24 protein-coding genes are annotated in these 26109 nt (G+C 72.8%); 5 read left to right on the top strand and 19 right to left on the bottom strand.

From position 1 onward, the window contains the following. Positions 1–31: 31 nt before the first annotated feature. From BMY61_RS11865 to BMY61_RS11830, 8 genes are read right to left on the bottom strand one after another with little or no spacing between them, the layout of a single operon-like run. Positions 32–2014 (bottom strand): NADH-quinone oxidoreductase subunit 5 family protein, encoded by a 1983-nt coding sequence (locus tag BMY61_RS11865; RefSeq protein WP_042451683.1) that lies wholly within the window; start codon positions 2012–2014, stop codon positions 32–34. Continuing rightward, entirely contained in the window at positions 2011–2367 is a 357-nt protein-coding gene (gene nuoK, locus BMY61_RS11860; RefSeq protein WP_042451681.1) for an NADH-quinone oxidoreductase subunit NuoK, read from the bottom strand. Before nuoK ends, BMY61_RS11865 begins: the two co-directional genes overlap by 4 nt. Positions 2368–2372: 5 nt before the next feature. Beyond that, positions 2373–2927 carry an NADH-quinone oxidoreductase subunit J family protein gene (locus BMY61_RS11855; RefSeq protein ID WP_042451678.1) on the bottom strand — a complete coding sequence of 185 codons (555 nt, stop codon included), beginning with the start codon at positions 2925–2927 and terminating at the stop codon, positions 2373–2375. Next, the gene (locus tag BMY61_RS11850) at positions 2924–3487 is read right to left on the bottom strand and encodes a NuoI/complex I 23 kDa subunit family protein (RefSeq protein WP_042451675.1); all 564 of its coding nucleotides are present in this window, start codon (positions 3485–3487) and stop codon (positions 2924–2926) included. Before BMY61_RS11850 ends, BMY61_RS11855 begins: the two co-directional genes overlap by 4 nt. Then, positions 3488–4450: an NADH-quinone oxidoreductase subunit NuoH gene (gene nuoH, locus BMY61_RS11845; protein WP_042451672.1), complete on the bottom strand. Its 963-nt coding sequence runs from the start codon at positions 4448–4450 to the stop codon at positions 3488–3490. Further along, positions 4447–5850, bottom strand: coding sequence for an NADH-quinone oxidoreductase subunit C (locus BMY61_RS11840; RefSeq protein WP_075003865.1), 1404 nt, complete (start codon positions 5848–5850; stop codon positions 4447–4449). Before BMY61_RS11840 ends, nuoH begins: the two co-directional genes overlap by 4 nt. After that, complete coding sequence (locus tag BMY61_RS11835; protein ID WP_042461119.1) at positions 5847–6449, bottom strand: NADH-quinone oxidoreductase subunit B; 603 nt, start codon at positions 6447–6449, stop codon at positions 5847–5849. The genes BMY61_RS11840 and BMY61_RS11835 overlap by 4 nt, the downstream gene beginning before the upstream one ends. Then, positions 6440–6856 (bottom strand): NADH-quinone oxidoreductase subunit A, encoded by a 417-nt coding sequence (locus BMY61_RS11830; RefSeq protein ID WP_244904208.1) that lies wholly within the window; start codon positions 6854–6856, stop codon positions 6440–6442. The genes BMY61_RS11835 and BMY61_RS11830 overlap by 10 nt, the downstream gene beginning before the upstream one ends. Positions 6857–7073: 217 nt before the next feature. Between BMY61_RS11830 and BMY61_RS11825 the strand changes: the two genes are divergently transcribed. From BMY61_RS11825 to BMY61_RS11810, 4 genes are all read left to right on the top strand, one after another. Beyond that, the gene (locus BMY61_RS11825) at positions 7074–8231 is read left to right on the top strand and encodes a sensor histidine kinase (protein ID WP_042461121.1); all 1158 of its coding nucleotides are present in this window, start codon (positions 7074–7076) and stop codon (positions 8229–8231) included. A 174-nt stretch (positions 8232–8405) separates the two neighbouring features. Continuing rightward, on the top strand, positions 8406–8927 hold the full coding sequence (locus BMY61_RS11820) for an LppU/SCO3897 family protein (protein WP_042461125.1): 522 nt from the start codon (positions 8406–8408) through the stop codon (positions 8925–8927). 17 nt (positions 8928–8944) lie between these two features. After that, positions 8945–9523, top strand: a complete 579-nt coding sequence (locus tag BMY61_RS11815; protein WP_042461127.1) for a GNAT family N-acetyltransferase — start codon at positions 8945–8947, stop codon at positions 9521–9523. 114 nt (positions 9524–9637) lie between these two features. Beyond that, positions 9638–10258, top strand: a complete 621-nt coding sequence (locus BMY61_RS11810; RefSeq protein ID WP_042461163.1) for a sensor domain-containing protein — start codon at positions 9638–9640, stop codon at positions 10256–10258. 7 nt (positions 10259–10265) lie between these two features. Here BMY61_RS11810 and BMY61_RS11805 read toward each other — a convergent pair whose 3' ends face one another. The 11 genes from BMY61_RS11805 to BMY61_RS11755 form a co-directional block, all read right to left on the bottom strand. Continuing rightward, positions 10266–12005 carry an N-acyl-D-amino-acid deacylase family protein gene (locus tag BMY61_RS11805; protein WP_042461131.1) on the bottom strand — a complete coding sequence of 580 codons (1740 nt, stop codon included), beginning with the start codon at positions 12003–12005 and terminating at the stop codon, positions 10266–10268. A 31-nt stretch (positions 12006–12036) separates the two neighbouring features. Next, the gene (locus tag BMY61_RS11800) at positions 12037–13161 is read right to left on the bottom strand and encodes an LLM class flavin-dependent oxidoreductase (protein WP_143094296.1); all 1125 of its coding nucleotides are present in this window, start codon (positions 13159–13161) and stop codon (positions 12037–12039) included. Between the two features lie 76 nt (positions 13162–13237). Then, positions 13238–14089 (bottom strand): SDR family NAD(P)-dependent oxidoreductase, encoded by an 852-nt coding sequence (locus BMY61_RS11795; RefSeq protein ID WP_042461140.1) that lies wholly within the window; start codon positions 14087–14089, stop codon positions 13238–13240. Between the two features lie 74 nt (positions 14090–14163). After that, positions 14164–15078: a TIGR03619 family F420-dependent LLM class oxidoreductase gene (locus BMY61_RS11790; protein WP_052439575.1), complete on the bottom strand. Its 915-nt coding sequence runs from the start codon at positions 15076–15078 to the stop codon at positions 14164–14166. Then, on the bottom strand, positions 15071–16303 hold the full coding sequence (locus BMY61_RS11785) for an amidohydrolase family protein (RefSeq protein ID WP_042461147.1): 1233 nt from the start codon (positions 16301–16303) through the stop codon (positions 15071–15073). Before BMY61_RS11785 ends, BMY61_RS11790 begins: the two co-directional genes overlap by 8 nt. Positions 16304–16389: 86 nt before the next feature. Beyond that, on the bottom strand, positions 16390–17469 hold the full coding sequence (locus BMY61_RS11780) for a S1C family serine protease (protein ID WP_042461169.1): 1080 nt from the start codon (positions 17467–17469) through the stop codon (positions 16390–16392). An 84-nt stretch (positions 17470–17553) separates the two neighbouring features. Continuing rightward, positions 17554–19671, bottom strand: a complete 2118-nt coding sequence (locus tag BMY61_RS11775) for a glycosyltransferase family 39 protein (RefSeq protein ID WP_052439576.1) — start codon at positions 19669–19671, stop codon at positions 17554–17556. 58 nt (positions 19672–19729) lie between these two features. Continuing rightward, positions 19730–21178: a sensor histidine kinase gene (locus tag BMY61_RS11770; protein ID WP_042461153.1), complete on the bottom strand. Its 1449-nt coding sequence runs from the start codon at positions 21176–21178 to the stop codon at positions 19730–19732. Next, a complete protein-coding gene (locus tag BMY61_RS11765; RefSeq protein WP_042461159.1) occupies positions 21175–21936 on the bottom strand; it encodes a response regulator transcription factor in 762 nt (253 codons plus the stop codon). The genes BMY61_RS11770 and BMY61_RS11765 overlap by 4 nt, the downstream gene beginning before the upstream one ends. Positions 21937–22035: 99 nt before the next feature. Beyond that, positions 22036–22761: a rhomboid family intramembrane serine protease gene (locus BMY61_RS11760; RefSeq protein ID WP_075003864.1), complete on the bottom strand. Its 726-nt coding sequence runs from the start codon at positions 22759–22761 to the stop codon at positions 22036–22038. Positions 22762–22841: 80 nt separating this feature from the next. Beyond that, positions 22842–23783 (bottom strand): aldose 1-epimerase family protein, encoded by a 942-nt coding sequence (locus tag BMY61_RS11755; protein WP_042455577.1) that lies wholly within the window; start codon positions 23781–23783, stop codon positions 22842–22844. Positions 23784–24030: 247 nt separating this feature from the next. Between BMY61_RS11755 and BMY61_RS11750 the strand changes: the two genes are divergently transcribed. Then, positions 24031–26088, top strand: a complete 2058-nt coding sequence (locus tag BMY61_RS11750; RefSeq protein ID WP_052439227.1) for an N-acetylmuramoyl-L-alanine amidase — start codon at positions 24031–24033, stop codon at positions 26086–26088. Positions 26089–26109 lie beyond the last annotated feature (21 nt).

The following is a 26109-nucleotide window of genomic DNA, read 5'->3' as shown; positions in this document are numbered from 1 at the left end:
GCGGTCGCCTCCGTACGGTTCAGCTGTCCGGTCACTGCGCCACCGCCACGATCACGGCCAGCACGACGACCCCGGCGGCCAGCGCGCTCAGGTAGTCCTGGGTGTTGCCGTTCTGGGCGCGGCGGACGGCGCGGCCGATCAGGCCGGGGGTGCCGGCGGCGCCCTTGACGTAGGTCTCGACGACCTCGCGGTCCAGGAAGGAGACCAGTCGCGCGGCCGCGACGACGGGCCGGACGAAGACACGGTCGTAGAGGGTGTCGACGCCGAAGCCGGTGCGGGCGGGCCCGAGCAGCGGGCCGAGCAGCAGCGGCGCCGGGTCGGCGGCGGCTGCGGTGTCGGTCTCCGCCTCGGCCTGCACGCGGGCGGCGGCGCGACGCCAGGCCAGCCAGGTGGCACCGGCGCCGAGCAGCGCGACAGCGACGGCGATCGGCCAGGTGACGCTGGAGGGGGTGAGCGAGACGCCGTCGAGCCACTGCGGCAGCGCGTGCGGCCACAGGCCGACGAGGCCGAGACCGAGGCTCGGCACGGCCAGCAGCCACAGCGGGCCGCGCATCGCGGGCGTTTCCACGGGCCCGGCGGGCTCGTCGGAGGCGAGGGCGGCCGCCGCCGCGGCGGTCGGCGCGACGGACGCCTGGGCTGCCGCCGACGTCAGCGGGAAGAAGGCCAGCAGCCACAGGCGGGTGGCGTAGGCGGCGGTGAGCAGTGCGGTGAGCAGGCCGCCGATCAGCACCGTCCAGCCGAGCCAGCACGGCACGTTCCCGGCCGGACCGAGGCCGCCGGTCAGCGCGTCGCCGTTGGCGGCGTGCTCGGCGGCGGTGAGGACGGCGTCCTTGCTGAAGAAACCGGAGAACGGCGGGATGCCCGCCAGCGCGGCCAGGCCGATGCCCATGGTCGCGTAGGCGTCCGGGACACGGCGGCGCAGGCCGTCCATGCGGCTCATCGCGGTCAGCGAGTTGGTGTGCGCGGCATGGATGACCACACCCGCGGCAAGGAAGAGCAGCGCCTTGAACGCACCGTGGGTGATCAGGTGGAACAGCGCGGCGTCGCGGTCGCCGACGGCGAGGGCCCCGGCCATGTAGCCGAGCTGCCCGACCGTCGAGTAGGCCAGGACGCGCTTGAGGTCGTCCTGGGCGAGTGCGCACAGCGCCGAGCCGATCATGGTGATCACGGCCATGATCCCGAGCACCACCAGTGCGGCGGTGGAGCGCAGGAAGACCGGCTCGAGCCGGGCCACCAGGTAGATGCCGGCGGCGACCATGGTGGCGGCGTGGATCAGCGCGGAGACCGGCGTGGGGCCGGCCATCGCGTCCGGGAGCCAGGTGTGCAGCGGGAACTGCGCGGACTTCCCGGCGACGCCGCACAGCAGCAGGATTGCGGCGAGCGTCGCGTGGTGCAGCTGACCGGTCCTCGCCGCGGCGAGGATGCCGTCGATGCGGAACGTCCCGGCGTCGGCGGCCAGCACGAAGATGCCGAAGAGGAAGGGGACGTCGCCGAGCTTGGTGACCAGGAACGCCTTGATCGAGGCGGACCGGGCGTCCGGGCGCTCCCAGTGGTGACCCACCAGGAAGTACGAGCAGACGCCCATGACCTCCCAGCCGACCAGCAGCACGATCAGGTCGCCGGAGTAGACGACCAGCAGCATCGCGGCGGTGAACAGCGAGACCAGCGCCGCGTAGGAGGGGTAGCGCGGGTCCTCGCGCAGGTACGCGGTGGAGTAGATCTGCACGCAGGCGGCCACGACCGTGACGAGCACGGCCAGCAGCACGGCGATGCCGTCCAGGTGCAGCGAGAGCGTGATCGGCAGGCCGCCGGTCGGCGTCAGCTGGGTGGACGCGTCCAGCCGGTGCCCGGGGCCGAGGTCGACGGCGACGAGCACCGCGAGCACGGCGGAGGCCAAGGTCGGCAGCACGGCCAGCGGCCGGACCAGCCCGGGCGCGCGACGGCCCGCGGCGAGGCCGGCGAGCGCGCCGAGGAACGGCAGCAGCGGGACGAGGATCGCGAGGGTGAGGGTCATCCGACAGTGGTCTCCGCTTCGGTCTCGTCGACGCCGGCCTTCTCGTCGCCGTCGGCGAGACGGCCCACCCTGTCGATGTCGGCGGTGCCGCGGTTGCGGAAGATCAGCAGGACGATGGCGAGGCCCAGCCCGATCTCGGCGGCCGCCACGGTGATGGTGAACAGCGTCAGCGCCTGACCGGCGTGCAGGGTGTCGCGCAGCCAGACGTCGAAGGCGACGAGGTTGAGGTTGACGGCGTTGAGCATCAGCTCGACGGACATCAGCATCAGCACGGCGTTGCGGCGTGCGAGCACGCCGTAGAGCCCGACGCAGAAGAGCAGGGCCGCGAGCACGGCCGGGAAGACGAGATGCATCCCGCTCAGGGCTCCTTCTTCTCACGCCGGGAGAGGACGATCGCACCGACGAGCGCGGCGAGCAGCAGCACCGACAGGGCCTCGAAGGGCAGCACCCAGTAGCGGAACAGGGTGACGCCGTTGGCCTTGGTGCTGCCCGCGACGGTGCCGAGGTCGATCCAGGTGCTGCGGAAGGCGTCCACGACGAGGGTCACCAACGTCGCGGCGGCGGCGAGGGCCACGCCGAGCGCGATCCAGCGGTTGCCCGAGTCTGCGTCGGGCGAGACCCCGATGGGCGCACGCGTCAGCATCAGCCCGAACAGGACCAGCACCACGACCGCGCCGACGTAGATCAGCACCTGCACCCAGGCGATGAACTCCGCCGTGAGCAGCAGGTACTCGATCGCCAGCCCGCCGAGCGCGACGACCAGCCAGAGCGCGGCGTGGACGAGCTGCTTGGTGGTGACGGTCAGCAGCGCGGCGCCGAGCACCGCGAGGCCGACGAGCACGAAGACGATCTCGGCGCCGGAGGGCGACAGGAAGCCGCGGGTGGAGTCCAGGGCGGTGACGGCCAGGTTCACGCCTCTTCCTCCTTCGGCTCCTCGGCGGCCGCTAGCGCCGCCGCGTGAGCCTTGTCGGCGGCCTTGCGGGCGGCGGCGATCTCCTTCGGCTCCTCGGCGGCCGGGTCGAGCGCGGGCGGCGCGGGCACGGTCCACATCCACTCGCGCAGACGGTCGCGCTCGTGGGTGAGGTCCTGGATGTCCTCCTCCGCGTACTCGAACTCCGGCGACCAGAACAGCGCGTCGAAGGGGCACACCTCGATGCAGATGCCGCAGTACATGCAGAGCGAGAAGTCGATCGCGAAGCGGTCCAGCACGTTGCGGGTGCGGGCGCGGGCGTTCGGCTCGACGGCGGGCAGCGTCTCCTTGTGGGAGTCGATGTAGATGCACCAGTCCGGGCACTCGCGCGCGCACAGCATGCAGACCGTGCAGTTCTCCTCCAGCAGCGCGATGACGCCGCGCGAACGCGGCGGCAGTTCCGGCTGCACGTCGGGGTACTGCGCGGTGACGGTCTTCCTCGTCATCGTGCGCAGGGTGACCGCGAGGCCCTTGGCCAGGCCGCGGCCGGGGATCGGAGCCATTTAGGAGATCACCACCTTGACGATGCCGGTGAGCGCGAGCTGCGCGAGCGAGAGCGGGATGAGCACGGTCCAGGCAAAGCGCATCAGCTGGTCCTCGCGCAGGCGCGGGTAGGTGACGCGGATCCAGATCACCAGGAAGGCGAGAGCGAAGGTCTTCAGCAGCATCCACAGCCAGCCGAGGCTGTCGGCCATGGGTCCGTGCCAACCGCCCAGGAAGAGCACGGCGGTCAGCGCGGAGACGACGAGGATGCCCGCGTACTCGGAGAGCAGGAACAGTGCGAAGCGCAGTCCCGTGTACTCGGTGTAGGCGCCGAAGATGATCTCGGAGTCGGCCACCGGCATGTCGAACGGCGGCCGCTGGAGCTCGGCGAGGCCCGAGACGAAGAAGACGAACCCGCCGACGATCTGCCAGGGCACCCACCACCAGTGGAACGCCCCCAGGATGCCGGTCAGCGAGACGGTGCCGGCGGCCATCGCGACGGACGCGGCGGCGAGCAGCATCGGCAGCTCGTACGCCATCAGCTGGGCGGCGGTACGGATACCGCCGAGCAGCGAGAACTTGTTCGCCGACGCCCACCCGGCCATGAGCGAGCCGAGCACGCCGACGCCCATCACGGCCAGGACGAAGAACAACCCGGCGTCGAGGTCCTGCCCGAGCAGGTCCCCCGGCCCGAGCGGGATGGCGACGAGCGCGAGCAGGTACGGCAGCAGCGCCACCGCGGGGGCGAGCTGGAAGATCTTCCGGTCCGCGCCGGAGGGGACGACGTCCTCCTTCTGCGCGAACTTGACCCCGTCGGCGACGAGCTGCGCCCAGCCGTGGAATCCGCCCGCGTACATGGGGCCGAGGCGGCCCTGCATGTGGGCCATCACCTTGTGCTCGGTCTGCCCGATCACGAGGGGGAGGACGAGGAACACGAGGAGCACGGCGATGCAGCGCACCAGCGCGTCGAGCGTGGTGGTCACGCGCCCTCCTCGGGCTCTTCGCCGCCTTCGCCGCCATCGGCGGGTTCCGCGGGTTCGGCGGGTTCGGCAGGTTCGGTGCTGACGGGCTTGCCGCCTGCGGCGGGCACAGCGGGGGGCGACGCCGCCCCGGCCTCCGCGGGCTCAGCCGCCTCACGCGCCTCCGGCGCAGCGGGCGCGGCAACCTCAGGCGTCGGCTCGGTGGGCGGCTCGGCCGCCTCACGCGCCTCCGGCGCAGCGGGCACGGCGACCTCGGCTGTCGGCTCGGTGGACGGCTTGGCCGCCTCACGCGCCTCCGGCGCAGCGGGCGCGGCAACCTCAGGCGTCGACTCGGCCGGCCGCTCGGCCGCCTCACGCGCCTCCGGCGCAGCGGGCGCGGCAACCTCAGGCGTCGGCGCGGCGGGCGCGCCGCGCACGGCGCCCTCGGGCTCGCCGGGCGGCTCGGCCGCCTCGCGCGCCTCCGGCGCGGCAGGCACGGCAACCTCAGGCGTCGGCTCGGTGGGCGCGGCGACCTCGGACGGCGGCTCGGGCGCCTGGCTGACGCTGCCGGCGGAGACCGAGCGGGAGCGGCGCGGGCGGGCTGTGCCGGCGTCCGGGGTCTGCCATGGCATGTCGGGCGATGGGGCCGGGGTGACCGGGGAAGTCGCGTCCGGCGTCGCCGGGGTGGCCGCGTCCGGTGTCGCCGCGGTGGCTGCCGCGTCCGCGGTCTGGCTCGCGCTGCCGGCTGCCACGGAGCGGGTGCGGCGGGGGCGGTCCGCGGCCGGGCCGCCGGCGGCCGCGGCGCGGGCGCCGCGGGCGGGCCGTTCCGGGGCCGGGGGCAGGGTGCCCTTGAGGGGGCCCCACTCGTTCGGGTCCGGGACGCCCGGGGGCAGCATCCGGCGACGCGTGGTGCCCTCCGCGGGGCCGTGGTCGGACTCGCCCGGCTCCTTGGCGCCGGGCCAGGCCTTGGCCACGCGCGCGGCCAGGACGAACTCCTTGCGCAGCGGGTGGCCCTCGAAACCGTCGGGCAGCAGCAGCGGCACCAGGTGCGGGTGGCCCTCGAAGGCGATGCCGAACATCTCGTGCGTCTCGCGCTCGTGCCAGGCCGCGCCCGCGTACACGCCGGTCGCCGTCGGCAGGCTCGCGGCGTCGCGCGGGACGCGGGTGCGCAGCAGCAGGTGCACGACGGAGCCCGCGGTGCCCGCGTGGGCGAGGTGCGCGGAGACGGAGAAGCCCTCGGACAGCTCGTCCACCGCGGAGAGCCAGTCGAGGTAGGCGAGGCCGAGGCCGTCGCGGCAGGCGGTGAGCGCCTCAATCCAGTGCTCGGCGGGCACGTCGACCGTCAGCAGCGCGTACGCCTCGCTCGCCGTGGCCCACGGGCCGATCGCGGCGGCGGTCTCCTCGGCGGTGTCCTCGGCGTTCACGAGGCGTCACCCCCCTCGGCGGGCGCCTGCACGAGCGGGCGGGAGAGCACGGCGGCGGGCGCCGGCGCCGCGTACTGCGCCGGCAGCGACTCGCGCGCGATCTTCTCCTGGAGCTTGAGGATGCCCTGCAGCAGCGCCTCCGGCCGCGGCGGGCAGCCGGGGACGTAGACGTCGACGGGGATGATCTGGTCGACGCCCTTGGTCACCGAGTAGGAGTCCCAGTAGGGGCCGCCGGAGTTGGAGCAGGCACCGAAGGAGATGACGTACTTGGGCTCCGGCATCTGCTCGTACAGACGCTTGACGGCCGGGGCCATCTTGTCCGTCACCGTGCCGGACACGATCATCAGGTCCGCCTGCCGCGGTCCGGGCGCGAAGGGGATGACACCGAGCCGGATGAAGTCGTGCTTCGCCATGGACGCGGCGATGAACTCGATCGCGCAGCAGGCCAGGCCGAAGTTGAAGCACCACAGGCTGTACCGGCGGCCCCAGTTCAGCACGACCTTGATCGGGTCGGGTGCCATCCGGGCCAGCGGGCCGAGCTTGCGGACTTCGAGAGCACCGGGACGCGAGGGGTCCGGGGTTCCGAGGTTCACGACCATTCCAGGACACCCTTCTTCCAGGCGTAGAGCAGACCGACCGCGAGGAAGCCGATGAAGACGCCCATCTCCACCAGCGTCCCCGCCCCGAAGCCGGGCGCGGAGAAGACCGTCGCCCACGGGAACAGGTAGATCGCGTCGACCGCGAAGATCACGTACAGGAAGGCGTAGACGTAGTAGCGGATCTGGGTCTGGGCCCAGCCCTCCCCCACCGGGTCCACCCCGCACTCGTAGGCGAGCAGCTTCTCCGGCGTGGGCGCGAAGGGCCGCAGCAGCCGGTTGGCGGTGAAGGCCGTACCGACGAAGAGGACCCCGATCAGCGCCATCAGGCCGACGACGGAGTAGGCGCGGAAGTATCCCGGGTGGGACGCCGCCAGTGCCTGCACGGCCTGCATGGTGCTCGCCTCCATTGGGTCGCTCGTCCGGGTCGCGTGGTGCGCGTGGGGCTATTAACGCAATCCTTGCCTTTACGGGGCAGGAGTCTAGGTCCCAGGGGCTTCCACCTGTGAACCGTGCCCACCCGTTGGGCGGACCAACAGGGGTAGGGCAGGGGTAGGGCTGCCCCTACCTCCATGCGTCTGCCCTGCACCATGGCGCGACGCACCCCGCACCGGCCAGTCTTGGATCATGACTGAGCCGACCACCGCCGCACGGCGGCGCCCCCGCTTCGACGCCCGGATGGTCCGGCAGGCCGCCTACCTGCTCGCCGACCTGCCCATCGGCATCACCGCGTTCGCGCTCACGGTGCCGTTGCTCTCGGTCGGCGTCGGCCTGCTGATCACCGTGGTGGGCTTCTGGGTGCTCTTCGCGCTGCTCCTGCTGCTGCGCGCGGGCTCGGCACTGGAACGGGCACGGGCACGGGTGCTGCTGGGTGAGGACGTGCCGGAGCCGGCGCCGGTGCAGGGGCGCCGACCGGGCTTCATGCAGTTGGTCATCGCGACCCTGACCGACGGCCTGGCCTGGCGCTCGGTGCTCTACAGCGTGATCATGCTGCCCTGGGGGATCATCGCGTTCACCTGCACGGTGGTCTCCTCGGTGGTGCTGTTCCCGCTGCTGCCGTGGGTGGTGCACGGGCTCTCCTCGGTGGACCGGGCGCTCGTCGGCTCGCTGCTCTCCCCCGGGCGGCTGACCGAGCGGGTGCGCGAGCTGGAGGACGACCGCGGGGCGGTGGTCGACACCGCGGCGGCCGACCTGCGCCGGATCGAGCGGGACCTGCACGACGGCGCGCAGGCCCGACTGGTGACCTTGGCCATGGACCTGGGTCTGGCCAAGGAGAAGCTGACGGAGGACCCGGACGCGGCGGCCCGCATGGTGTCGGACGCGCACAACGAGGTGAAGCTGGCCCTGCGGGAGCTGCGCGACCTGGCCCGCGGCATCCACCCGGCCGTGCTGACCGACCGCGGCCTGGACGCCGCGCTCTCCTCGCTCGCGGCCCGCTGCCCGCTGCCCGGCGGCGTCCGGGTCGAGGTGGAGCTGCCCGAGCGTCCCGACTCCGCGATCGAGGGCATCGCCTACTTCACCGTCAGCGAGCTGCTGACGAACGCGGCCAAGCACTCGCACGCGCAGAGCGCGAGCGTGGAGATCTGGCGCTCGGACGAGCGGCTGATGCTGCAGGTCCGCGACGACGGCGTGGGCGGGGCGCAGGAACTGCCCGGTGGCGGGCTGGCCGGGCTCGCCGAGCGGATCCGGGCCGTGGACGGCGTCTTCGTCGTCGCCAGCCCCGTCGGCGGCCCGACCGACGTCACCGCGGAGCTGCCGTGGCGGACGCGCACGGCCGCCAGGTGAGAGTTCACGTCACCAGTCATGCCATATGCCGGTTTTGACCGTATGTTGGTTACGGTTAAGGAGCTGTACAGCCTCGGTTGGGTCTCCGTCAGGCATGAATCACCTGAAAGCCACTAGGGTCCGGCGTTCGACTGCCTGTTGCAGATTCGCACGACCTAACGAGGGAACCCAGCCGTGACCACGCCGCAGAACCCGTACCAGACCCCGCCGCAGGACGGCCAGGCCGCCCCGCAGAACCCCTACGCGGCGCCGAACGCCAACATCCCCCCGCAGCAGGGTTACCCGGCCGCCCCGCCCGCCGGCTTCCCGGCCCCGCCGGCCGCCGGCTTCCCGGCTCCGCCGGCTACGGCGAAGTCCGGCCGCGCCGGTCGCTTCGGGAAGATCCTCGGCATCCGTCTGGTCGGCAGCATCGTGGCGTTCGTCGTCATCGGCGGCGGCTACGCGATCTACGACCACATGTCGGGTGGCGCGGACACCGCCAAGGTCGGCGACTGCGTCTCCGTCAGCGGCTCGAACAGCAACCCGGACCTGCACGTCGTCTCCTGCTCCGACTCGAGCGCCAACTACAAGGTCGTCGAGGTCAAGGACGGCACGGACTACAACGAGTGCCAGGGTGTCCCGGGCGCCGTCGCCGGCTACTCGCAGTCCGGTGGCCGCTACACCAGCGACGTGGTCCTCTGCCTGGGCAACAAGTAACCCCTAGGCTTCACCGCATGCACATCGTCCGCTTCGCCGAGGCCGACGTCCCGTCGGCGCTCCGTGCGCAGGCGCTCGCCCTGCAGGAGCAGGCGTGGCCCGGCGAGCCCGGCGAGGCGGACGACAGCGCGCACGACCCCGCACTGCGGCCGCGCTGCCTGCTGCTGGTCGACGGCGACGGCGCCGACGCGACGGTCCTGGCCTCGCTCGACGTGCTCACCAAGGAGATCGAGCACGCGGGCGAGCGCTGGACCGCCTCCGGCCTCAGCCGGGTCGTCACCGACCGCGCACGGCAACGCGCGGGCCACGGACGCGCACTGGTGTCCGCCGCGCTCGCGGACCTCCGCGCCGACGGCGTCGACCTCGGCCTGTTCACCTGCGACCGCCCGCTGCGCGCCTTCTACGCGAGCGCCGGGTGGCAGGAGCTCCCTGGCACCGTCCTGGTCGGCGGCACCCCGGAAGCGCCCTTCCCCAGCGACCAGTGGGACAAGGTGACCATGGGCGCCTTCCTCACCCCGCGCGCCCGCGCCGCCTCGGCGCACTTCGAGCACGCCCGCATCGGGCTCTACCCGGGCCCGGTCGACAAGCTCTGGTAGGACGGGCGCCGGCAGAGGGCGCCGGCAGGACGGGCACTGGTAGGGCTGCCCCCACCCCGAGGACACCGAGTCACCCCAGTGACCGCGCGGCGCGCGAACGGCAGGGTGGAGGGCATGAAGACACCCGCGATCCTCTCGGCCCGGACCTGGCGCGCGACCCTCCACCTCGTCCTCGATCTACCGCTCGGGGTCCTCTCCTTCAGCTACGTCGTCGCACTGTTCTCGTTCGGCGTCGGCTCTGTGCTGACCTTCGTCGGCCTCCCGGTCCTGGTCGCCTGTGTGGCCGGTGCCCGCGCCTTCGGCACGATGGAACGCGCGCGGACGCGGGCGCTGCTGGGCGAGGACATCCCCGCGCCGGCCCCCGTCACCCCTTCGCGCCCCGGGTTCATCGGCTGGATCCGCGGCATGCTCTCCGACGGCGCGAACTGGCGCGCCGCGCTGTACGCGTTCCTGCTGCTGCCGATGGGCGTGCTGGGCTTCACCCTGGCGGTGACACTGTGGAGCGTCGGCCTCTCGGCGACGCTGTACCCGCTGTACCACTGGGTCTTCCCGACCTACGTGGGCTGGCCCGGCTACAGGCTGTGGGAGAACAACGGGCACAGCCACTACATCTCCACGCTGCCGGAGATCGCCGCGACGTGCGTGGCGGGCATCGTGCTGGTGCTGCTCGCGACCCAGGTCGTGAAGGGACTGGCGGCGGTGCGGGGCGCGATGGCCCGCGGGCTGCTGAGCTGACCCTCCCTCAGCGGGTCGCCACCGTCCTGGTGTCCCTCCCCGACCGCAGGAGCGTGCCCGGGATCGCGCCGGTGAGCTTGCCCTCCCGCACCGTCTCCACGCCGTTGACGCGGACCGCGACGACGCCCTCCGGGCGGGAGTCCAAGCGAGGGCTCTCGCCCGGGAGGTCGTGGACCAGGGTCGCCGGACCCGCGTCGATCGTCTCCGGGTCGAAGAGGACCAGGTCCGCGTGGTTGCCGACGGCCACCGTGCCACGGCCGCGCAGGCCGAACAGCTCGGCCGGGTCCGCCGTCAGCATCCGGACCGCCTGCTCCACCGGGACCAGCCGGCGCCGCCGCAGGCAGTCCGCGAGGAAGCGGGTGGTGTACGGCGCGCCGCACATGCGGTCCAGGTGGGCGCCCGCGTCGCTGCCGCCGAGCATGACGTCCTCGTGCTGCCAGGTGTCGCGGCGGAGTTCCCAGCTGGCGGGGTCGTTGTCCGTCGGCATCGGCCACAGCACGGTCCGCAGCTCGTCGTTGACGCAGACCTCGACGAGCGTCGTGAAGGGGTCCTGGCCGCGCTCGGCGGCGATGTCGCGGACGACGCGGCCGGAGAGGCCTTCGTTGGCGGCCGAGTAGGTGTCGCCGATGACGTAGCGGGCGAAGTCCGCGAGGCGGCGGAAGACGCCGGCCTCGGGACTGTCGGCACGCCGCAGCATCTCCTCGCGCACCTCCGGGCGGCGCAGTTGCGCGATGCGCTCGGGGACCGGCAGGCCGAGGACCGGGCCCCAGCCCGGGATCAGGTTGAGGGCGCAGAAGGTGCCGAGGCTCATGTTCATCGGCGTCAGGATCGGCATGGTCAGCGCGACGATCCGGCCGCCCGCCTCCCGCGCCCGCCGGGAGGCGAGGAGTTGGCGCGGCACGCGGTCGGGGACGGCCGCGTCGATGGTCAGCACGTTCCAGTTGAGCGGGCGTCCGGCCACCGCGCTCATCTGCACGAGCAGGTCGATCTCCTCGTCGGCGAACGTGTCGAGGCAGCCGGCCACGATCGCCTCGATCTGCGTACCGGGCGCCTCGCCGACCGCCCGGCACAGGGCGAGGAGCTCCTCGCGACCGGCGTGGCGGGAGGCGACGGGCTGTCCGTCGCCGTCCGAGTGGGTGCCGGACTGGGTGGTGGACAGGCCCCACGCGCCGTCCGCCATGGCCTGCTCGAGCAGCGCGACCATCTGCGCGAGCTGCTCGGGCGTGGGCTGTCCGCCGATCGCGTCCGGGCCCATGACGTGGCGGCGCAGCGCGCAGTGGCCGACCATGAAGCCCGCGTTGACGGCGATCCGCCCCTCCAGCGCGGCGAGGTACTCGCCGAAGCCGGACCAGCCCCACGGGACGCCGCCCTCCAGCGCGGCCAGCGACATGCCCTCGACGCGGGCCATCATCCGCCGCGTGTAGTCGGCGTCGTCCGGGCGGTCCGGGTTGAGCGGCGCGAGGGTGAACCCGCAGTTGCCTCCCGCGACGGTGGTGACGCCGTGGCCCAGCGAGGGCGTGGCGAAGGGATCCCAGAAGAGCTGGGCGTCGTAGTGGGTGTGCGGGTCGACGAAGCCGGGTGTCAGCATCAGCCCGGTCGCGTCCTCGGTGGTGACGGCGGGCTCCCGGCAGGCGCCCGCCGCGGCCAGGACGGCGATCCTGCCGTCCTTGACACCCACGTCGGCGCTGCGCGCGGGGGCGCCGGTGCCGTCGACGAGCGTCGCGCCTCGAATGAGATGGTCGAGCACTTTGTACTCCTGTCCCACGTGGGGGCGTTGTCTACTGGACCGCCTGCCGGAATCTTGTGGTGCGGTGCACCGGGTCGGTGTCGATCTTGGGGATCACGTGCTTCCCGATCAGGCGGATCGTCTGCGTCGTCTGCTCCGGCGGCAGGCCGACCGGCAGGCCGAAGACCAGCTGGTCCGCGCCGGCGGACTCCCAGCGCTTGCACTGGCGCAGCACGTCGTCCGGGTCGCCGCAGATCATCAGCTCCTCCGCGACGAGGAGGTCGATCAGCTCCTCGCTGTACTCCGGCAGCAGCTCGGGCCACTCCGGGATGCCCTCGGGTCGCGGGAAGGTGTCGTGATAGCGGAAGAGCAGCGACTGCAGGTAGTTGAGCCCGCCGCGGGCGGCGAGGCGCCGGGCCTCCTCGCGCGTCTCGGCGCAGATCGCGGTGGAGGTGACCATCACGTTGTCGTTGACGAACGCCCCGACCGGCTCGGCCTCGCGGATCGCGTGCTTGTAGCTCTCGACGACCCACTCCATGTCGGAGACCTTCTGCACGCTGAAGCCGAGCACGCCGAGGCCCTTGCGGGCGGCCATCTCGTAGGAGGCGGGGCTGCCGGCGGCGTACCACATGGCCGGGTGGCCCTTGCCGTACGGCTTGGGCAGCACCTTGCGCGGCGGCAGCGACCAGTGCTTGCCGCTGAAGCCCTGGTACTCGTCCTGGAGCCACATCCGGGGGAACTCCCCGATGGTCTCCTCCCACATCTCCTTGGTGGCGTTCATGTCCGTCACGTCGGGGAGGAAGCCGAGGATCTCGTGGCTCCCGGCGCCGCGGCCGGTGCCGAACTCGAAGCGGCCGCCGGAGAGGTGGTCCAGCATGGCGACGCGTTCGGCGACCTTGACCGGGTGGTTGACCCGGGGCAGCGGGTTGAAGATGCCGGAGCCGACGTGGATCCGCTCGGTGGCGTGGGTGAGGTAGCCGATGGCCACGTCGTTCGCGGAGAGGTGGGAGTACTCCTCCAGGAAGTGGTGCTCGGTGAGCCAGGCGTACTTGAAGCCGGCCCTGTCGGCCTGGACGACGTAGTCCATCTCCTCCATCAGAGCGTGGTGCTCGGCCAGCGGATCGGCCTGGGAGCGACTTCTGGGCACGTAGCCCTGGATGAAGACACCGAACTCCATGGTCCACCTATCCATATCTGACGACCCATCAGATTGCGGTTCCGACTCTCGCACCGGCGCCAACCGCGGTCAAGAGTCAGCCGATGCTGACGCCGCTCATCCAGCCGCCGTCGGCGACCAGCGGCTGGCCGGTGATGTAGGAGGAGTCCGCCGAGGTCAGGAAGAGGGCCAGCCGCGCCATCTCCTCCGGTCGGCCGATCCGGCCGAGCGGGACGGCCTTGCCGTAGAGCTCGGCCGTGGCCGAGGCCAGTGCCGCCGCGTCCTCCGCGCTCAGCACGGGCGCGCCGTCGGCCCCCGCGAAGGCGTTGGCCGGGTCCGACATGGGGGTGTCCACCGCGCCCGGGCAGATGGCGTTGACGCGGATGCCCTTCGGCGCCAGCTCCAGCGCGGCCACGCGCGTCATCGCGACGATCGCACCCTTGGTGGCGGCGTACGAGGTCAGCAGGGCCATGCCGGTCAGGGCGGTGTACGAGGCGGTGTTGACGATCGTCCCGCCACCGGCCGCCTCGATGGCGGGCGCGGCCGCCCGCATCCCGAGGAAGCAGCCGACCTGGTTGACCCGGACCACCGCCAGGTACTCCTCCAGGGGGGTGCTGGTCAGCTCGTTGAAGCGGAGGATGCCGGCGTTGTTCAGCAGGCCGTCCAGCTTGCCGAAGGCGGCGACAGCGGTCTCCACCGCCGCCGCCCAGCCCTCCTCACTGCCGACGTCGAGGTGCTGGTAGCGGACGCGGTCGGCACCGAGCTCCAGTTGGAGCTCCTTGGCCAGCGCCTCGCCGCGGTCGTCCAGGACGTCCCCGAGCAGGACCTGCGCCCCCTCGGCGGCGAAGAGACGGGCCTCCGCCTCGCCCTGGCCGCGCGCGGCGCCGGTGATCAGGACGGTGCGGCCGGACAGCCGACCGGCGGGCTCGGTCACAGCGGGCTGGGTCATGGTGCGGACTCCCCTCACACAAACCAATCTGACAGACCGTCAGTTTTACGGGAGAGCCCGCACAAGGGAAGACCTCACACCAGCGGCAGCACGTCCTGCGCGATCAACTCCAGCTGCGCCAGGTACTCCTCCGCGTCGCGGCTGCGCGGCCGAAGCTGCACGTGGGTGACGCCGACGGCGACGTAGCGGCGCAGCAGCTCCGCCAGCTCCTCCGCCTTGCCGGACACCGAACGGCGCCCGATCTCCCAGCCCGGCTCGCCGACGTACACCGGCGGCACGATGGCGTTGACGGCGAACGGCCCCTCGCGCCCCTCACGCTCCCGCACCGAACGGATCAGACCCAGCTGCGCGGGCAGGGTCTCCAGGGTGTCGCCCTGCGAGAGCCAGCCCTCCGCGTGCGCAGCCGCGCGCCGCACCGCCGCCGGGGACGAGCCGCCGACCCAGATCGGCGGCGGCGCCTGCACCGGCCGCGGACTGACCGCCAGGTCCCGGAACGGGAACCTGGGCCCGGCGTGCTCCGGGTACTCGTCCGTCAGCGCGACGCGCAGCGCGGCGATGGTCTCGGTCAGGATCTCGCCGCGCCGGTGGAACTCGACCCCGAGCGTCTCGAACTCCTCCTGGACGTGCCCGGCGCCGACGCCGAGGACCAGCCGGCCGCCGCTGAGCAGGTCCAGCGTGGCGTACTGCTTCGCGCTGAGCAGCGGGTGCCGCAGCGGCGCGACGGCGACGTGCGAGAGCAGCCTCGTCCGCGTGGTCAGCGCCGCCAGGTACCCGAGCGTGGAGACCGGGTCGTACCAGGTGGCGCCCATCGGCCCGGCCAGGCGGCGCGGGATGGCGACGTGGTCGCAGCAGGCGACGTAGGTGTAGCCCAGCCGGTCGGCGGCCCGGGCGACGGCGGCGAGCTCCACCGGGCCGGCCCGCGTCTCCCAGGGCTCGACGAACATGGTGCTCTGCGCCTGGACGGGCAGCTGGATCCCGAACTCAGCCACGGCCGCCGCCCCCCGCCCACAGGCCCTCCGGGGTCAGGCCCAGCAGCTCGATCGCGTTGCCGCGCACCAGCTGCTCGACCACCGGGGCCCCCAGGTGGCCCATCTGCTCCTCGGCGACCTCGCGGCTGCGCGGCCAGGTGGAGTCGGAGTGCGGGTAGTCCGTCTCGTACAGGACGTTGGCGGCGCCGATCGCGTCGAGGTTGCGCAGGCCGTGCGGGTCGTCGAAGAAGCAGCCGTAGACGTGCCGGGCGAACAGCTCGCTGGGTCGGGTGAGCACCTTGTCGGCGACGCCGCCCCAGGCTCGGTTCTCCTCCCAGACCACGTCCGCACGGGCGAGGATGTAGGGGATCCAGCCGATCTGACCCTCGGCGTACATGATCTTCAGGCCCGGGAACCGGTCGAACTTGCCGCTCATCAGCCAGTCGACCATGGAGAAGCAGCAGTTGGCGAAGGTGATGGTGGACCCGACCGCCGGCGGCGCGTCGGCCGAGGTGGAGGGCATCCGCGAGGAGCTGCCGATGTGCATGGAGATGACCGTGCCGGTCTCCTCGCAGGCGCGCAGGAACGGGTCCCAGTCGTCGGTGTGGATGCTGGGCAGACCCAGATGCGGGGGGATCTCGCTGAAGCAGACGGCCCGCACGCCGCGGGCGGCGTTGCGCCGCACCTCGGCGGCGGCGAGCTCGGCGTCCCACAGCGGCACGATCGCGAGCGGGATCATCCGACCCTGGGCGGCCGGGCCGCACCACTCCTCGACCATCCAGTCGTTGTAGGCGCGGACGCAGAGCAGGCCCAGCTCGTGGTCCTTGGCCTCGGTGAAGGTCTGGCCGCAGAACCGCGGGAAGGTCGGGAAACAGAGTGCGGACTGGACGTGGTTGATGTCCATGTCGGCCAGCCGCTCGGGTATGGAGAACGACCCGGGGCGCATCTGCTCGTAGGTGATCGCCTCCAGCCGTACCTCCTCGCGGGGGTAGCCGACGGCGGTGTCGAGGCGGGTGAGCGGGCGGCGCAGGTCCTCGTAGACCCACCAGTCGGCGAGCGGGCCGTCGCTGCCCGGCGCGCCCATCCTGGGCGAGAACCGCCCGCCGACGAAGGTCATCTCGGCGAGCGGGGCCCGGACGATGCGCGGGCCGAGCTCGCGGTACTTGGCAGGCAACCGGTCCTGCCACACGTGCGGCGGCTCGACGGTGTGGTCGTCCACCGAAACGATCCAGGGGAAGCTCTCCATGCCGGTCAGGCTACGCGCAATCTGACGATCCGTCAGGACCCTGGTGGACCCTGGCTGCGCAGCCCGACCGGCCGGAGCCGACCCGGCTAGGACAGGGTGCCGAGGGTGACCTTGGCGGTCCGGCTCGCCCCGTCGCGGAGGTAGGTGACGGTGACCTGCTGGCCCGGCTTGAGGGTGGCCAGCGCCGTGGAGAGGGCCTGCGAGCTGTCGATGGGAGTGTCGGCGAGCTTGGTGATCACGTCACCGGACTGGATCCCGCCCTTGTCCGCCGGTCCGCCACTGGTCACCGACACCACGCCGGCCCCGGAGGTCTGACTGCCGTTGCTGTTGGTGACGAGCACGGTCCGAACGGTGACGCCGAGCGCGGCCCGACCGGAGTCGACGACCTTGCCGTACTTGATCATCTGGTCGGCCAGATTGGTCACCGACGAGGACGGGATCGCGAATCCGATACCGGGAGCCTGGGCCCCGCTCTCGGAGTTGCTGACGGCCGCGAGCGTGTTGACGCCGATGACCTGGTTGGAGAGGTTGACCAGGGCGCCGCCGCTGTTGCCCGGATTGATCGCGGCGCTCGTCTGCACCATGTTCGGAATGGTGGTGCCCTGCGGGTTCTCCTCGGACTTCGCCTCACTGACGGTGCGCCCGGTGGCCGAGACGATGCCCTGGGTGACGCTGGACGACAGCCCGAGCGGACTGCCCATGGCCAGCACGATCTGCCCGACGCTCACCTGGGAGGTGTCGCCGAACACGGCGGGGGTGAGCTTGGCCGGCGGCTTGGTCAGCTTGATCACCGCCAGGTCGTTCGCCGGATAGCTGGCCACCAGGGTCGCCGCCAGGGCGTTGGACTGGTCCGACAGCAGCACCTGGAAGCTGGTGGCGGTGCCGACGACGTGGGCGTTGGTGACGATGTCGCCCTTGGTGTCGTAGACGATGCCGGTCCCGAGGCTGTTCTCCGCGTTGATCTGGACGATCGAGGGCAGCACCGCCTTGACGGTGTTCTCGTAGTCGGTCTGCAGGTCGTTGACGACGGTCGGGCTGGCTGCCGCGCCGCCCGCCTGGGCGGACGACGCGGCGCTCCCACCGCCGCCGCTGCTGGTGCACGCACTGAGCATGAGCAGGGCCGCAGCGGCGACGGCGGGGAGGAGGCGACGGGCCGGGAACTCCATGACGGCGACCTTCACTGTGGACGGCGATATTCTGTCCGCATTGTCGCTTTTGTCATCAAAGATTCCCGGCAGGCGCGCACGGGCCTAGCTCTTCGCCTTCGTCAGGTCATAGACCGTCACCCCGTCCACGGTCGTGGAGCTGTAGGTCTTGGCGACCCAGGAGGCGATCTGCGCGGAGTCGCTCGACCCGCCCGTGCTGCTCCCGCCACCGCCGCCGCCCATGGTCAGCGCGCCGCCGAGGAAGTAGTGGATCTTCCCGGCCCGGACCAGGCTCTCGAACTGGGCCAGGGTCGGTGCCGGATCGGTGCCGTTGAAACCGCCGACCGCCATCACCGGCGCGTCGCTCGCGAGCTGGTAGCCCGCCGCGTTCTGCGAGCCGACGGCCGCGGCCACCCAGGTGTAGCCGGACGCGCCCTGCTTGAGCAGCGCCGTCAGCGCGGTACCGGGCTTGCTGCCGTCCAGCAGCCCCCCGGCTCCGCCGCCGCCACCCATCCCGCCGCCGGGACGCGCGGTCCCGCCGGTGAAGCCGCCCGCACCGCCGGTCCGGCCGGTGCCGGTGCCGGTGCCGCCCGGGAAGCCGCCCTGGCCGAACCCCTGACCGGAGCCCTGCCCGCCGCCGCCGGGGAAGCCGCCCCGGGTCCCACCGGGGAAAGCGCCGCGCGTGCCGCCGCCCGGGCCGCCGAACCCGCCGCCCATCCCGCCGCCGAAGCCGCCCTGCACGGACGGGCCCGCCGAGGGCAGCGAGCCGCTGTGCGCGGTACCCGCCGTCTGCAGGCTGTACGCCGCCGGACCGGCCAGCGAGGCCAGCACCGCCGCGGCGGCCGCCGCCGCCCACAGCCGACGCCCGACCAGCGGGCCGAAGGCCAGCACCAGCGTCGCCGCCAGGGCGAGCAGCAGCACCGTCCAGCGCAGCCACGGCAGCCAGTCCGCACTGCGGTCCAGCAGCACGTAGGACCAGACACCCGTCACCGCGACGACCACCGCCGCGACCCCGGAGGCGGCCCACTGGCCGCGCCGCTCCCACACCAGCCCCGCGCCGAGGCCCACCAGCACCGCGAGGTACGGGGCCAGCGCGACGTTGTAGTACGGGTGGAAGATCCCCGCCATGAAGCTGAAGACCAGGAACGTGGTCACCAGCGCGCCGCCCCACAGCAGCAGCGTCGCCCGCAGCGCGTCCGCGCGCGGCGCGCGCCAGGTCCACCACACGCCGGCCAGGAGGAGCAGGAAGGCCGCCGGGAGCAGCCAGGCGATCTGACCGCCCATCTCCGAGCCGAAGAGCCGGGTGATGCCGGTGGCACCCCACATCCCGGTGCTGCCGCCACCGCCGCCACCGCCGCCGACGCTGCCCGTCTCCGAGCCGGTGATCCGGCCGAAGCCGTTGTAGCCGAAGGTCAGCTCCAGGAAGTCGTTGTGCTGGCTGCCGCCGATGTACGGCCGGTACTGGGCCGGGGTCAGCTCGACCACCGCCACCCACCAGCCGGAGCTGACCACCAGCACCACGAGCGCCAGCAGCAGCTGCCGCACCCGCCGCCACAGGCCCGTCGGCGCGAACAGCAGGTAGACCAGACCGAACGCGGGCAGCACCAGGAACGCCTGCAGCGTCTTGGTCAGGAACGCCAGGCCGATGCAGGCCGACGCCAGCACCAGCCAACGCGTCCCCGCCCGCTCCTGGGCGCGCTGCACGGCGTAACCGGCCAGCGCGAGCAGCAGGGCGAGCAGCGCGTCGGGGTTGTCGAAGCGGAACATCAGCGCCGCGACGGGCGTCAGCGCGAGCGCCGCCCCCGCGACCAGCGCGGGCCCGGCGGACAGGCGTCGCCTGACCGCCGCGTACACCACGGCGACGGCCGCGACGCCCTCCAGTGCCTGCGGCACCAGGATCGACCAGGAGTTGACGCCGAAGACGCGGGCGGAGAGCTCCATCACCCACAGCGAGGCCGGAGGCTTGTCGACGGTGATGAAGTTCGCCGAGTCCGAGGAGCCGAAGAACATCGCCTTCCAGCTGTGCGCGCCCGCCTGGACGGCCGCCGCATAGAACTGGTTGGCCCAGCCGGACGCGCCCAGATCCCACAGGTAGAGCAGCGCGGTCAGTGCCAACAGGCCGAGGAACGCGGGCCGCGCCCAGCGTGGGTCGCGGGGCCGGGGCGGCTCGGAGGAGGGCGGGCCCGGCTGGTCGAGAGTCGGTTCGGGGAGCGTTGCGGTCATGCCCTCACGCTCCCCGAGCACACTGTCGGACGGGTGTGCCGTTCCTGTGCGCCCGCCGTCAGGTCGTGGCGGCGACCGCGGCGAGCGGCGCGAGGGGCAGCCGGACGCAGAACACCGTCTCGCCCGGCTCGCTGGTCACCCACACCTGTCCGCCGTGCGAGGCCACGACGGCGGCGACGATGGCCAGCCCCAGCCCGGTACTGCCGGCCTTGCGCGAGCGCGAGCCGTCCCCGCGTGCGAACCGCTCGAAGACGTCCGGCAACAGCTCCTGCGGGATGCCCGGCCCGTCGTCGGCGACGCCCAGCACCGCACAGCCGTCCTCGACCGCGAGCGAGGCCGTGACGGTGGTGCCCGACGGGGTGTGCTTGCCCGCGTTGGCGAGCAGGTTGACCAGCACCTGGCGCAGCCGGTTCTCGTCCCCGACGATCTCGGCGGCCGCGTCGGGAAGCCGCACCTCCCACCTGTGGTCGGGCGCGGCGGCGTGCGCGTCCCGCACGGCGTCCACGACCAGCGGCGCGAGGTCCACCGGATCCCGCTCCAGCGGCCGCCCGGCGTCCAGCCGCGCGAGCAGCAGCAGGTCCTCGACGAGCGCGGTCATCCGCGTCGCCTCGGACTCGACGCGTCGCAGCGCGTAGGCCGCGTCCGGCGGCACGTTCTCCCGGCTGCGCCGGGTCAGCTCGGCGTAGCCCTTGATCGACGCGAGCGGCGTCCGCAGCTCGTGCGAGGCGTCGGCGACGAACTGCCGCACACGCGTCTCACTGGCGTGCCGCGCCTCCAGCGCGGCGGAGACGTGGTCGATCATGCGGTTCAGCGACGCCCCGACGAGCCCGGACTCGGTCCGCGTGTCGGTGTCCTGCGCGGGCACCCGACCGAGCCGCCCGACCTCGCCCTCGTGCAACGGCACGATCGAGATCCGCGCGGCGGTCGCCGCGACCCGGTCCAGCGGCCGCAGCGAGACCCGGATCAGCCCGAACCCGACGAAGCCGACCAGTATCACGCCCGCGACACCGAGCACCGCCTCGGTGGCGATCAGGTCCTGCACGGTGCTGCTGACCCGGGCCATGGGGAGGGCCACCACGACCCGACCGCCGGACTGGCCACCGGGGCTGTGCTGCGCCAACGCGCGATAGGTCCCCAGACCGGGGACGTTGACGTCGTGGTAGTAGCCGTCGTCGGGGACCGCCGCCAGGGCGTTGATCTGAGCGGTGGTCAGCGTCCTGGTGTCGAAGTTGGACCGGCCGCTCTGCTGCACGGTGCCGCTCTGGTCGAAGACCGCACCGACCGCGTCCTGGTCCAGGCCCGGAGCCAGCATGAAGTGGTCCTGGCCCATGGGAGCGCTGGCGCGACCGATCGTGTCCTGCACCTTGCCGTCGAGGGTGGCCATCAGGTTCTCGCGCAGCAGCGCCGTGCTGGCGACGCCGACGGCTCCCAGCACGGCCGCGAACAGCACGGTCATCGTCACGACCAGCCGGACCCGCAGGGGCCAGGTCGACCAGGGGCGGATCATGACGCCGCGACGGCGCTCTCCGCCGGGGCGGGCTTGAGGACGTAGCCCGCGCCGCGCATGGTGTGGATCATCGGGGTGCGACCGGCGTCGATCTTGCGGCGCAGGTAGGAGATGTACAGCTCGACGACGTTGCCCTGCCCGCCGAAGTCGTAGTTCCAGACCCGGTCCAGGATCTGCGGCTTGCTCAGCACCCGGCGCGGGTTGCGCATCAGGAAGCGCAGCAGCTCGAACTCGGTCGCCGTCAGGCGGATGGACGTGCCGGCGCGGTGGACCTCGCGGCTGTCCTCGTCCAGCGTCAGGTCGCCGACGACGAGCAGGGACTCGCTGCGTGCCGCGGCCGCGCCGCTGCGGCGCAGCAGGCCGCGCAGGCGGGCGACGACCTCCTCCAGGCTGAACGGCTTGGTGACGTAGTCGTCGCCGCCGGCCGTCAGGCCGGCGATGCGGTCCTCGACGGCGTCCTTCGCGGTCAGGAAGAGCACCGGCACGTCGTGCTGCTCGGCACGGAGGCGGCGCATGACCTCCAGCCCGTTCAGGTCGGGCAGCATCACGTCGAGGATCACCGCGTCGGGGCGGAAGTCACGGGCGGCACGGATCGCCGCGGCGCCGTCGCCCGCGGTGGTGGTGTGCCAGCCCTCGTAGCGCAGGGCCATGGAGAGCAGGTCGGCAAGCGGGGCCTCGTCGTCGACGACCAGCACCCGCACGGGGGTGCCGTCGGGACGGCGGAGCTCGGAGGAGGCATCGGCCGGAGTCGTGGTCATGCGGACACGGTGCCGATGTTGAATGAGAAATCGATGAGGTGGCGCTACGTCGCTCCTGTGAGTTCCCTGGGAGTTTTCCTCAGCTCCCTCATGGGAGGCTCACAGCAGGCCCAGGTCGCCGAGCTCCTTGTGCAGGTCCGAGCGCTCGCCGGGCACCGCGGGCACGCCTCCGCCCGCGGGGGCGGCGGCCGTCGCCGGCCCGGGCGCCGCGAGGGCGCGGGGCCGCCGGTCCCGCAGCAGCCACGCGCCCGCCATGCCGCCGACCAGCCCGCCCAGGTGGGCCAGCCAGCTGACGCCGGGCGTGCCGGGGACGGCGATGGTGACCAGATAGGCGAAGGAGGCCGCCATGACCAGCCCGATCAGGGTGTCGATCAGGTGCCGGTCGAACACGCCGCGCAGCACCACGTAGCCGAAGTAGCCGAAGATCACGCCGCTCGCGCCGACGCCGACGGTGTCGGTGCCCTGGAAGAACCAGACGGCCATGCCGCTGGTGAGCGTCACCAGCAGCGTCAGCCACAGGAAGCGCACCACGCCCCGGTAGGCCGCCAGGAAGCCGAAGACGAAGAGCGGGCCGGAGTTGGACTCGATGTGCGCCCAGCTGAAGTGCAGGAACGGCGCCGCGAAGACGTCCGGCAGGCGGCCCACGTCCCACGGCCGGATCCCGTACTGCAGCGAGAGGTCCTGGTGGTCGATCCAGTTGAGGATCTGCAGCGCCCAGATCACCACCATGAAACCGAACATCACGAAGAACGCCTTGCGCGCCTCCGCGAGCATCAGCTCCGGCGTGTCCAGTTCCTTCGGCGCCCACAGCGGTCGCTCGGCCATCGGGCCCTCCCCCTCACGTGGCTTCGAGGCCACCGTCGTTCAACGTCACTGTAGGGCGGGAGGGGCCGACGGCCACGGCCTCAGCGGGCGCTGATACCGAATCGGTGCGCGACCCGGGCACCCGGCTCGATCGCCACCACGTCCTCGCCGGTCGCGAAGGCGTTCGGCGGGCAGCTCATCGGCTCGACGGCGATGCCGGCCCGGCGGTAGCCCGACGGCAGGGTGTCACCGGTGTAGAGCTGCACCCAGTCCAGGCCCTCGCCCAGCCACAGCTCCACGCCCCGGCCGCCGTCCGGCTCGGTCAGCCGCACCCGGGCCAGGCCGTCGCCGTCGCGGGCGAGGCCCGTGCAGGCGGTGTCGAGCTCGGTGGTGCCCAGCAGCCGCGGCTTGCGGAAGTCGTACTGCGTGCCCTCCACCGACTCGCGTCCGGTGGGGATCTTCCGGTCGTCGACGGGCAGCCAGGTGTCGGCCGGGACCTCCAGCTGGGCGTCCCCGATGCTGCCCGGTCCGCGACCGAGCGTCAGGTACGGGTGCGCGCCGAAGCCGTAGGGGGCGACGGTCTCGCCGACGTTGCGGGCGGCGACCTCGACGGACAGCCCCGCCTCGCTCAGCTCGTAGTGGGCGGTGAGCTCCAGGATGTGCGGGTAGCCGTGCATCGGGTAGAGCCGCAGTCCGTAGCGGACGTACGCGGAGTCGAGGCCGGCGTCCTCGGCGACCACGCGCCAGGGCAGGAACCGGGTGAAGCCGTGGCTGGCGTTGCCGGTGACGGGCTCGCTGAGGTCCAGCTGGCGGTCCTCGTCCCGCCAGCGGTAGCGGCCGTCACGGACCCGGTTGGGCCACGGGATCAGCAATTGTCCGGCCCCGCCGGGGGGCTGGGCCTCCGCCGGGTACTTGACCACCAGCGGGCGCCCGCGGTGACTCAGTCCGCGCAGGCCGGCGCCCACACCGCTGATCACCGCCCGGTAGTCGCCGGCCTCGATCACCTGCTGCGGCCCGTTCGGGGAGAGATGCGCGTCAGCCATGCGGCCATCCTCGCATCCGCGGCCCCCGCCCGTCGGCCCGCCGAACCGGCGATCTCACCCCCCGGACAACACGTGGGCGCACCAGTGCTAACCTCACGCTCACTTGCGACCGTCATCTCTCACGGACCATCAGCTCCGCGGGGGACACGGGTGGCACGGTCGACACACAGCACAGACAGCCAACAGACAGCAGAGGCACGCGTTGACGGCTCGACACGTCCGCAGACGGTCACGGCGCTGGATCGGCATGGGCGTGGTGCTCGCGGCCGGCGCCCTGGTGGTCGGCGCCGTGGCCGAGGCCGCGCCGAACCGGGGGACGACCAAGGGCGCGACACCCACCGCCGCGCCCGCCGTCGGCTCGCTCGCCTGGCCGAGCGTCCCGGCCAAGCCGTCCACGGCCCTGCAGCACGACTTCGAGACGGCCGCGGCCGAGTTCCGCGTGCCGGTGCAGGTGCTGCTGGGCGTCTCCTACGAGGAGACACTCTGGGAGTCCCACGGCGGGCGCCCGAGCACCACCGGCAACTACAACGTGATGGGCCTGACCGAGGTCTCCCCGACCGACCTGGTCCCGAACGCGGCCGCCGATCTCGGCGGCTCCGGAGACGGGAGCACGGCGCTCCGCTCTTCCGCCAAGGCCCTCGCCGAGCTGCACAGCGTCGACACCGCCTCGCCCGCGCTGCACACCCTGCAGACGGCCGCCGCGCTGGCCGGGGTGGCCGCGAAACGCCTGCGGACGGACATGCGCCAGAGCGTGCGCGGCGGTGCCGCGCTGCTCGCCTCCTACGAGCTGCGGCTGCACCCGCAGTCCGCCACACCCGCGGCGCTGCCCGACGACCCGGCCCAGTGGTGGCCGGCCGTCGTCGCCTACGCGCAGGCGGAGACCCCGGCGGCGGGCAAGCAGTTCGCGGCCCGCGTCTACGGCGTGATCCAGCAGGGCGCCACCCGGCTCACCGACGACAACCAGCAGGTCACGCTCGCGGCCTCACCCTCGGTACGCCCGGCGCAGCCGGCGTCCGCCATGTCCTTCGACGGCGGGGCCGCGGAGTGCCCCTCCGGGCTGGCCTGCACCTTCACCCCGGCCGCCGCCGGCAGGGCCGGCAACTACGCGCAGGCCGACCGCCCCACCGACGGCGACGGCATCCAGTACCTGGTGCTGCACGACACCGGGGGCTCGCGCGGCGGCGCCCTCGCCTTCTTCCAGGACCCGACCGCCCACGCCTCCGCCCACTACCTGGTGGGCCGGGACGGCTCGGTGACGCAGCTGGTGCCGACCAAGGACGTGGCCTGGCACGCGGGCAACGCGAGCGTCGACGCGCACTCGATCGGCATCGAGCAGGAGGGCTACGCGCTGCGCACGGGCAGCTGGTACACCGAGTCGGAGTACCAGTCCTCGGCGGCGCTGATCCGCTACCTGGCCGCCCGGTTCTCCGTCCCGCTCGACCGCGAGCACGTCATCGGCCACGACGACGTCCCGGCACCGGTTCCGGGCACGGCCTCGGCCACGCACGCGGACCCGGGCCCGTACTGGGACTGGAGCCACCTGCTGGACCTGGTCGGCGCGCCGCTGACGGGCCTGCACACGCAGCCCGCGGTCGGCGGCACCGTCACCATCGCCCCGCCGTACGACCGCACCACCGAGCCCGAGCTCACCGGCTGCGGTGCGGCCCGGCGCGCCTGCCCCTCCCACCCGGCGAACTTCGTCTACCTGCGCGAGGAGCCCGCCGCGGACGCCCCGCTGCTCGGCGGCGGCACCACGCGGGCGTCGGACGTGACGGACAAGGCCGACTACGGGCAGACCTTCGTCGTCGCCGGCCTGTCGGGCGACTGGGTCGGCGTCTGGTACGGCGGCCAGGAGGCCTGGTTCGAGGACCCGCAGTGGCGCGACACCCTCGTGCCCGATCCGGCCGCCGGCGCCTCGCTGACCCTGGTCGCGCCGGTCGGCGACCAGCCGATCCCGGTGTACGGCCGCGCCTATCCCGAAGCCTCGGCGTACCCCTCCGGGCTGTCGGCGCTGGCCGCCTCCCCCGCGCAGCAGCTCACCCCGTTGGCCGCCACGATCGCCCCGGGCCAGGCCTACCCGGCCGGCACGCAGCTGAGCGGTGACTTCTACGCCGCGAGCTTCGACTGCGCAGGCCCGACGGGCTGCGCGGTGGTGATCGGGACGACGCAGTACTACCCGATCAGCTTCGACCACCGGCTCGCCTACGTCCGCGCCTCGGACGTCCAGCTGATCACGCCGGCCCCGCTGCCGTCGCCGTCGGCGGGCTCCTCGTCGAGCTCGACGGCGAGCCCCTCCGCGCACTGAGCGCTCGTTCAGTCCCGGTCG

This window comes from Streptacidiphilus jiangxiensis, from assembly GCF_900109465.1.
In the GTDB taxonomy this organism is placed as follows: Bacteria; Actinomycetota; Actinomycetes; order Streptomycetales; family Streptomycetaceae; genus Streptacidiphilus; species Streptacidiphilus jiangxiensis.
Note: the sequence above shows the minus strand (reverse complement) of the source record. Positions and strands in the feature narration are given on the sequence as shown.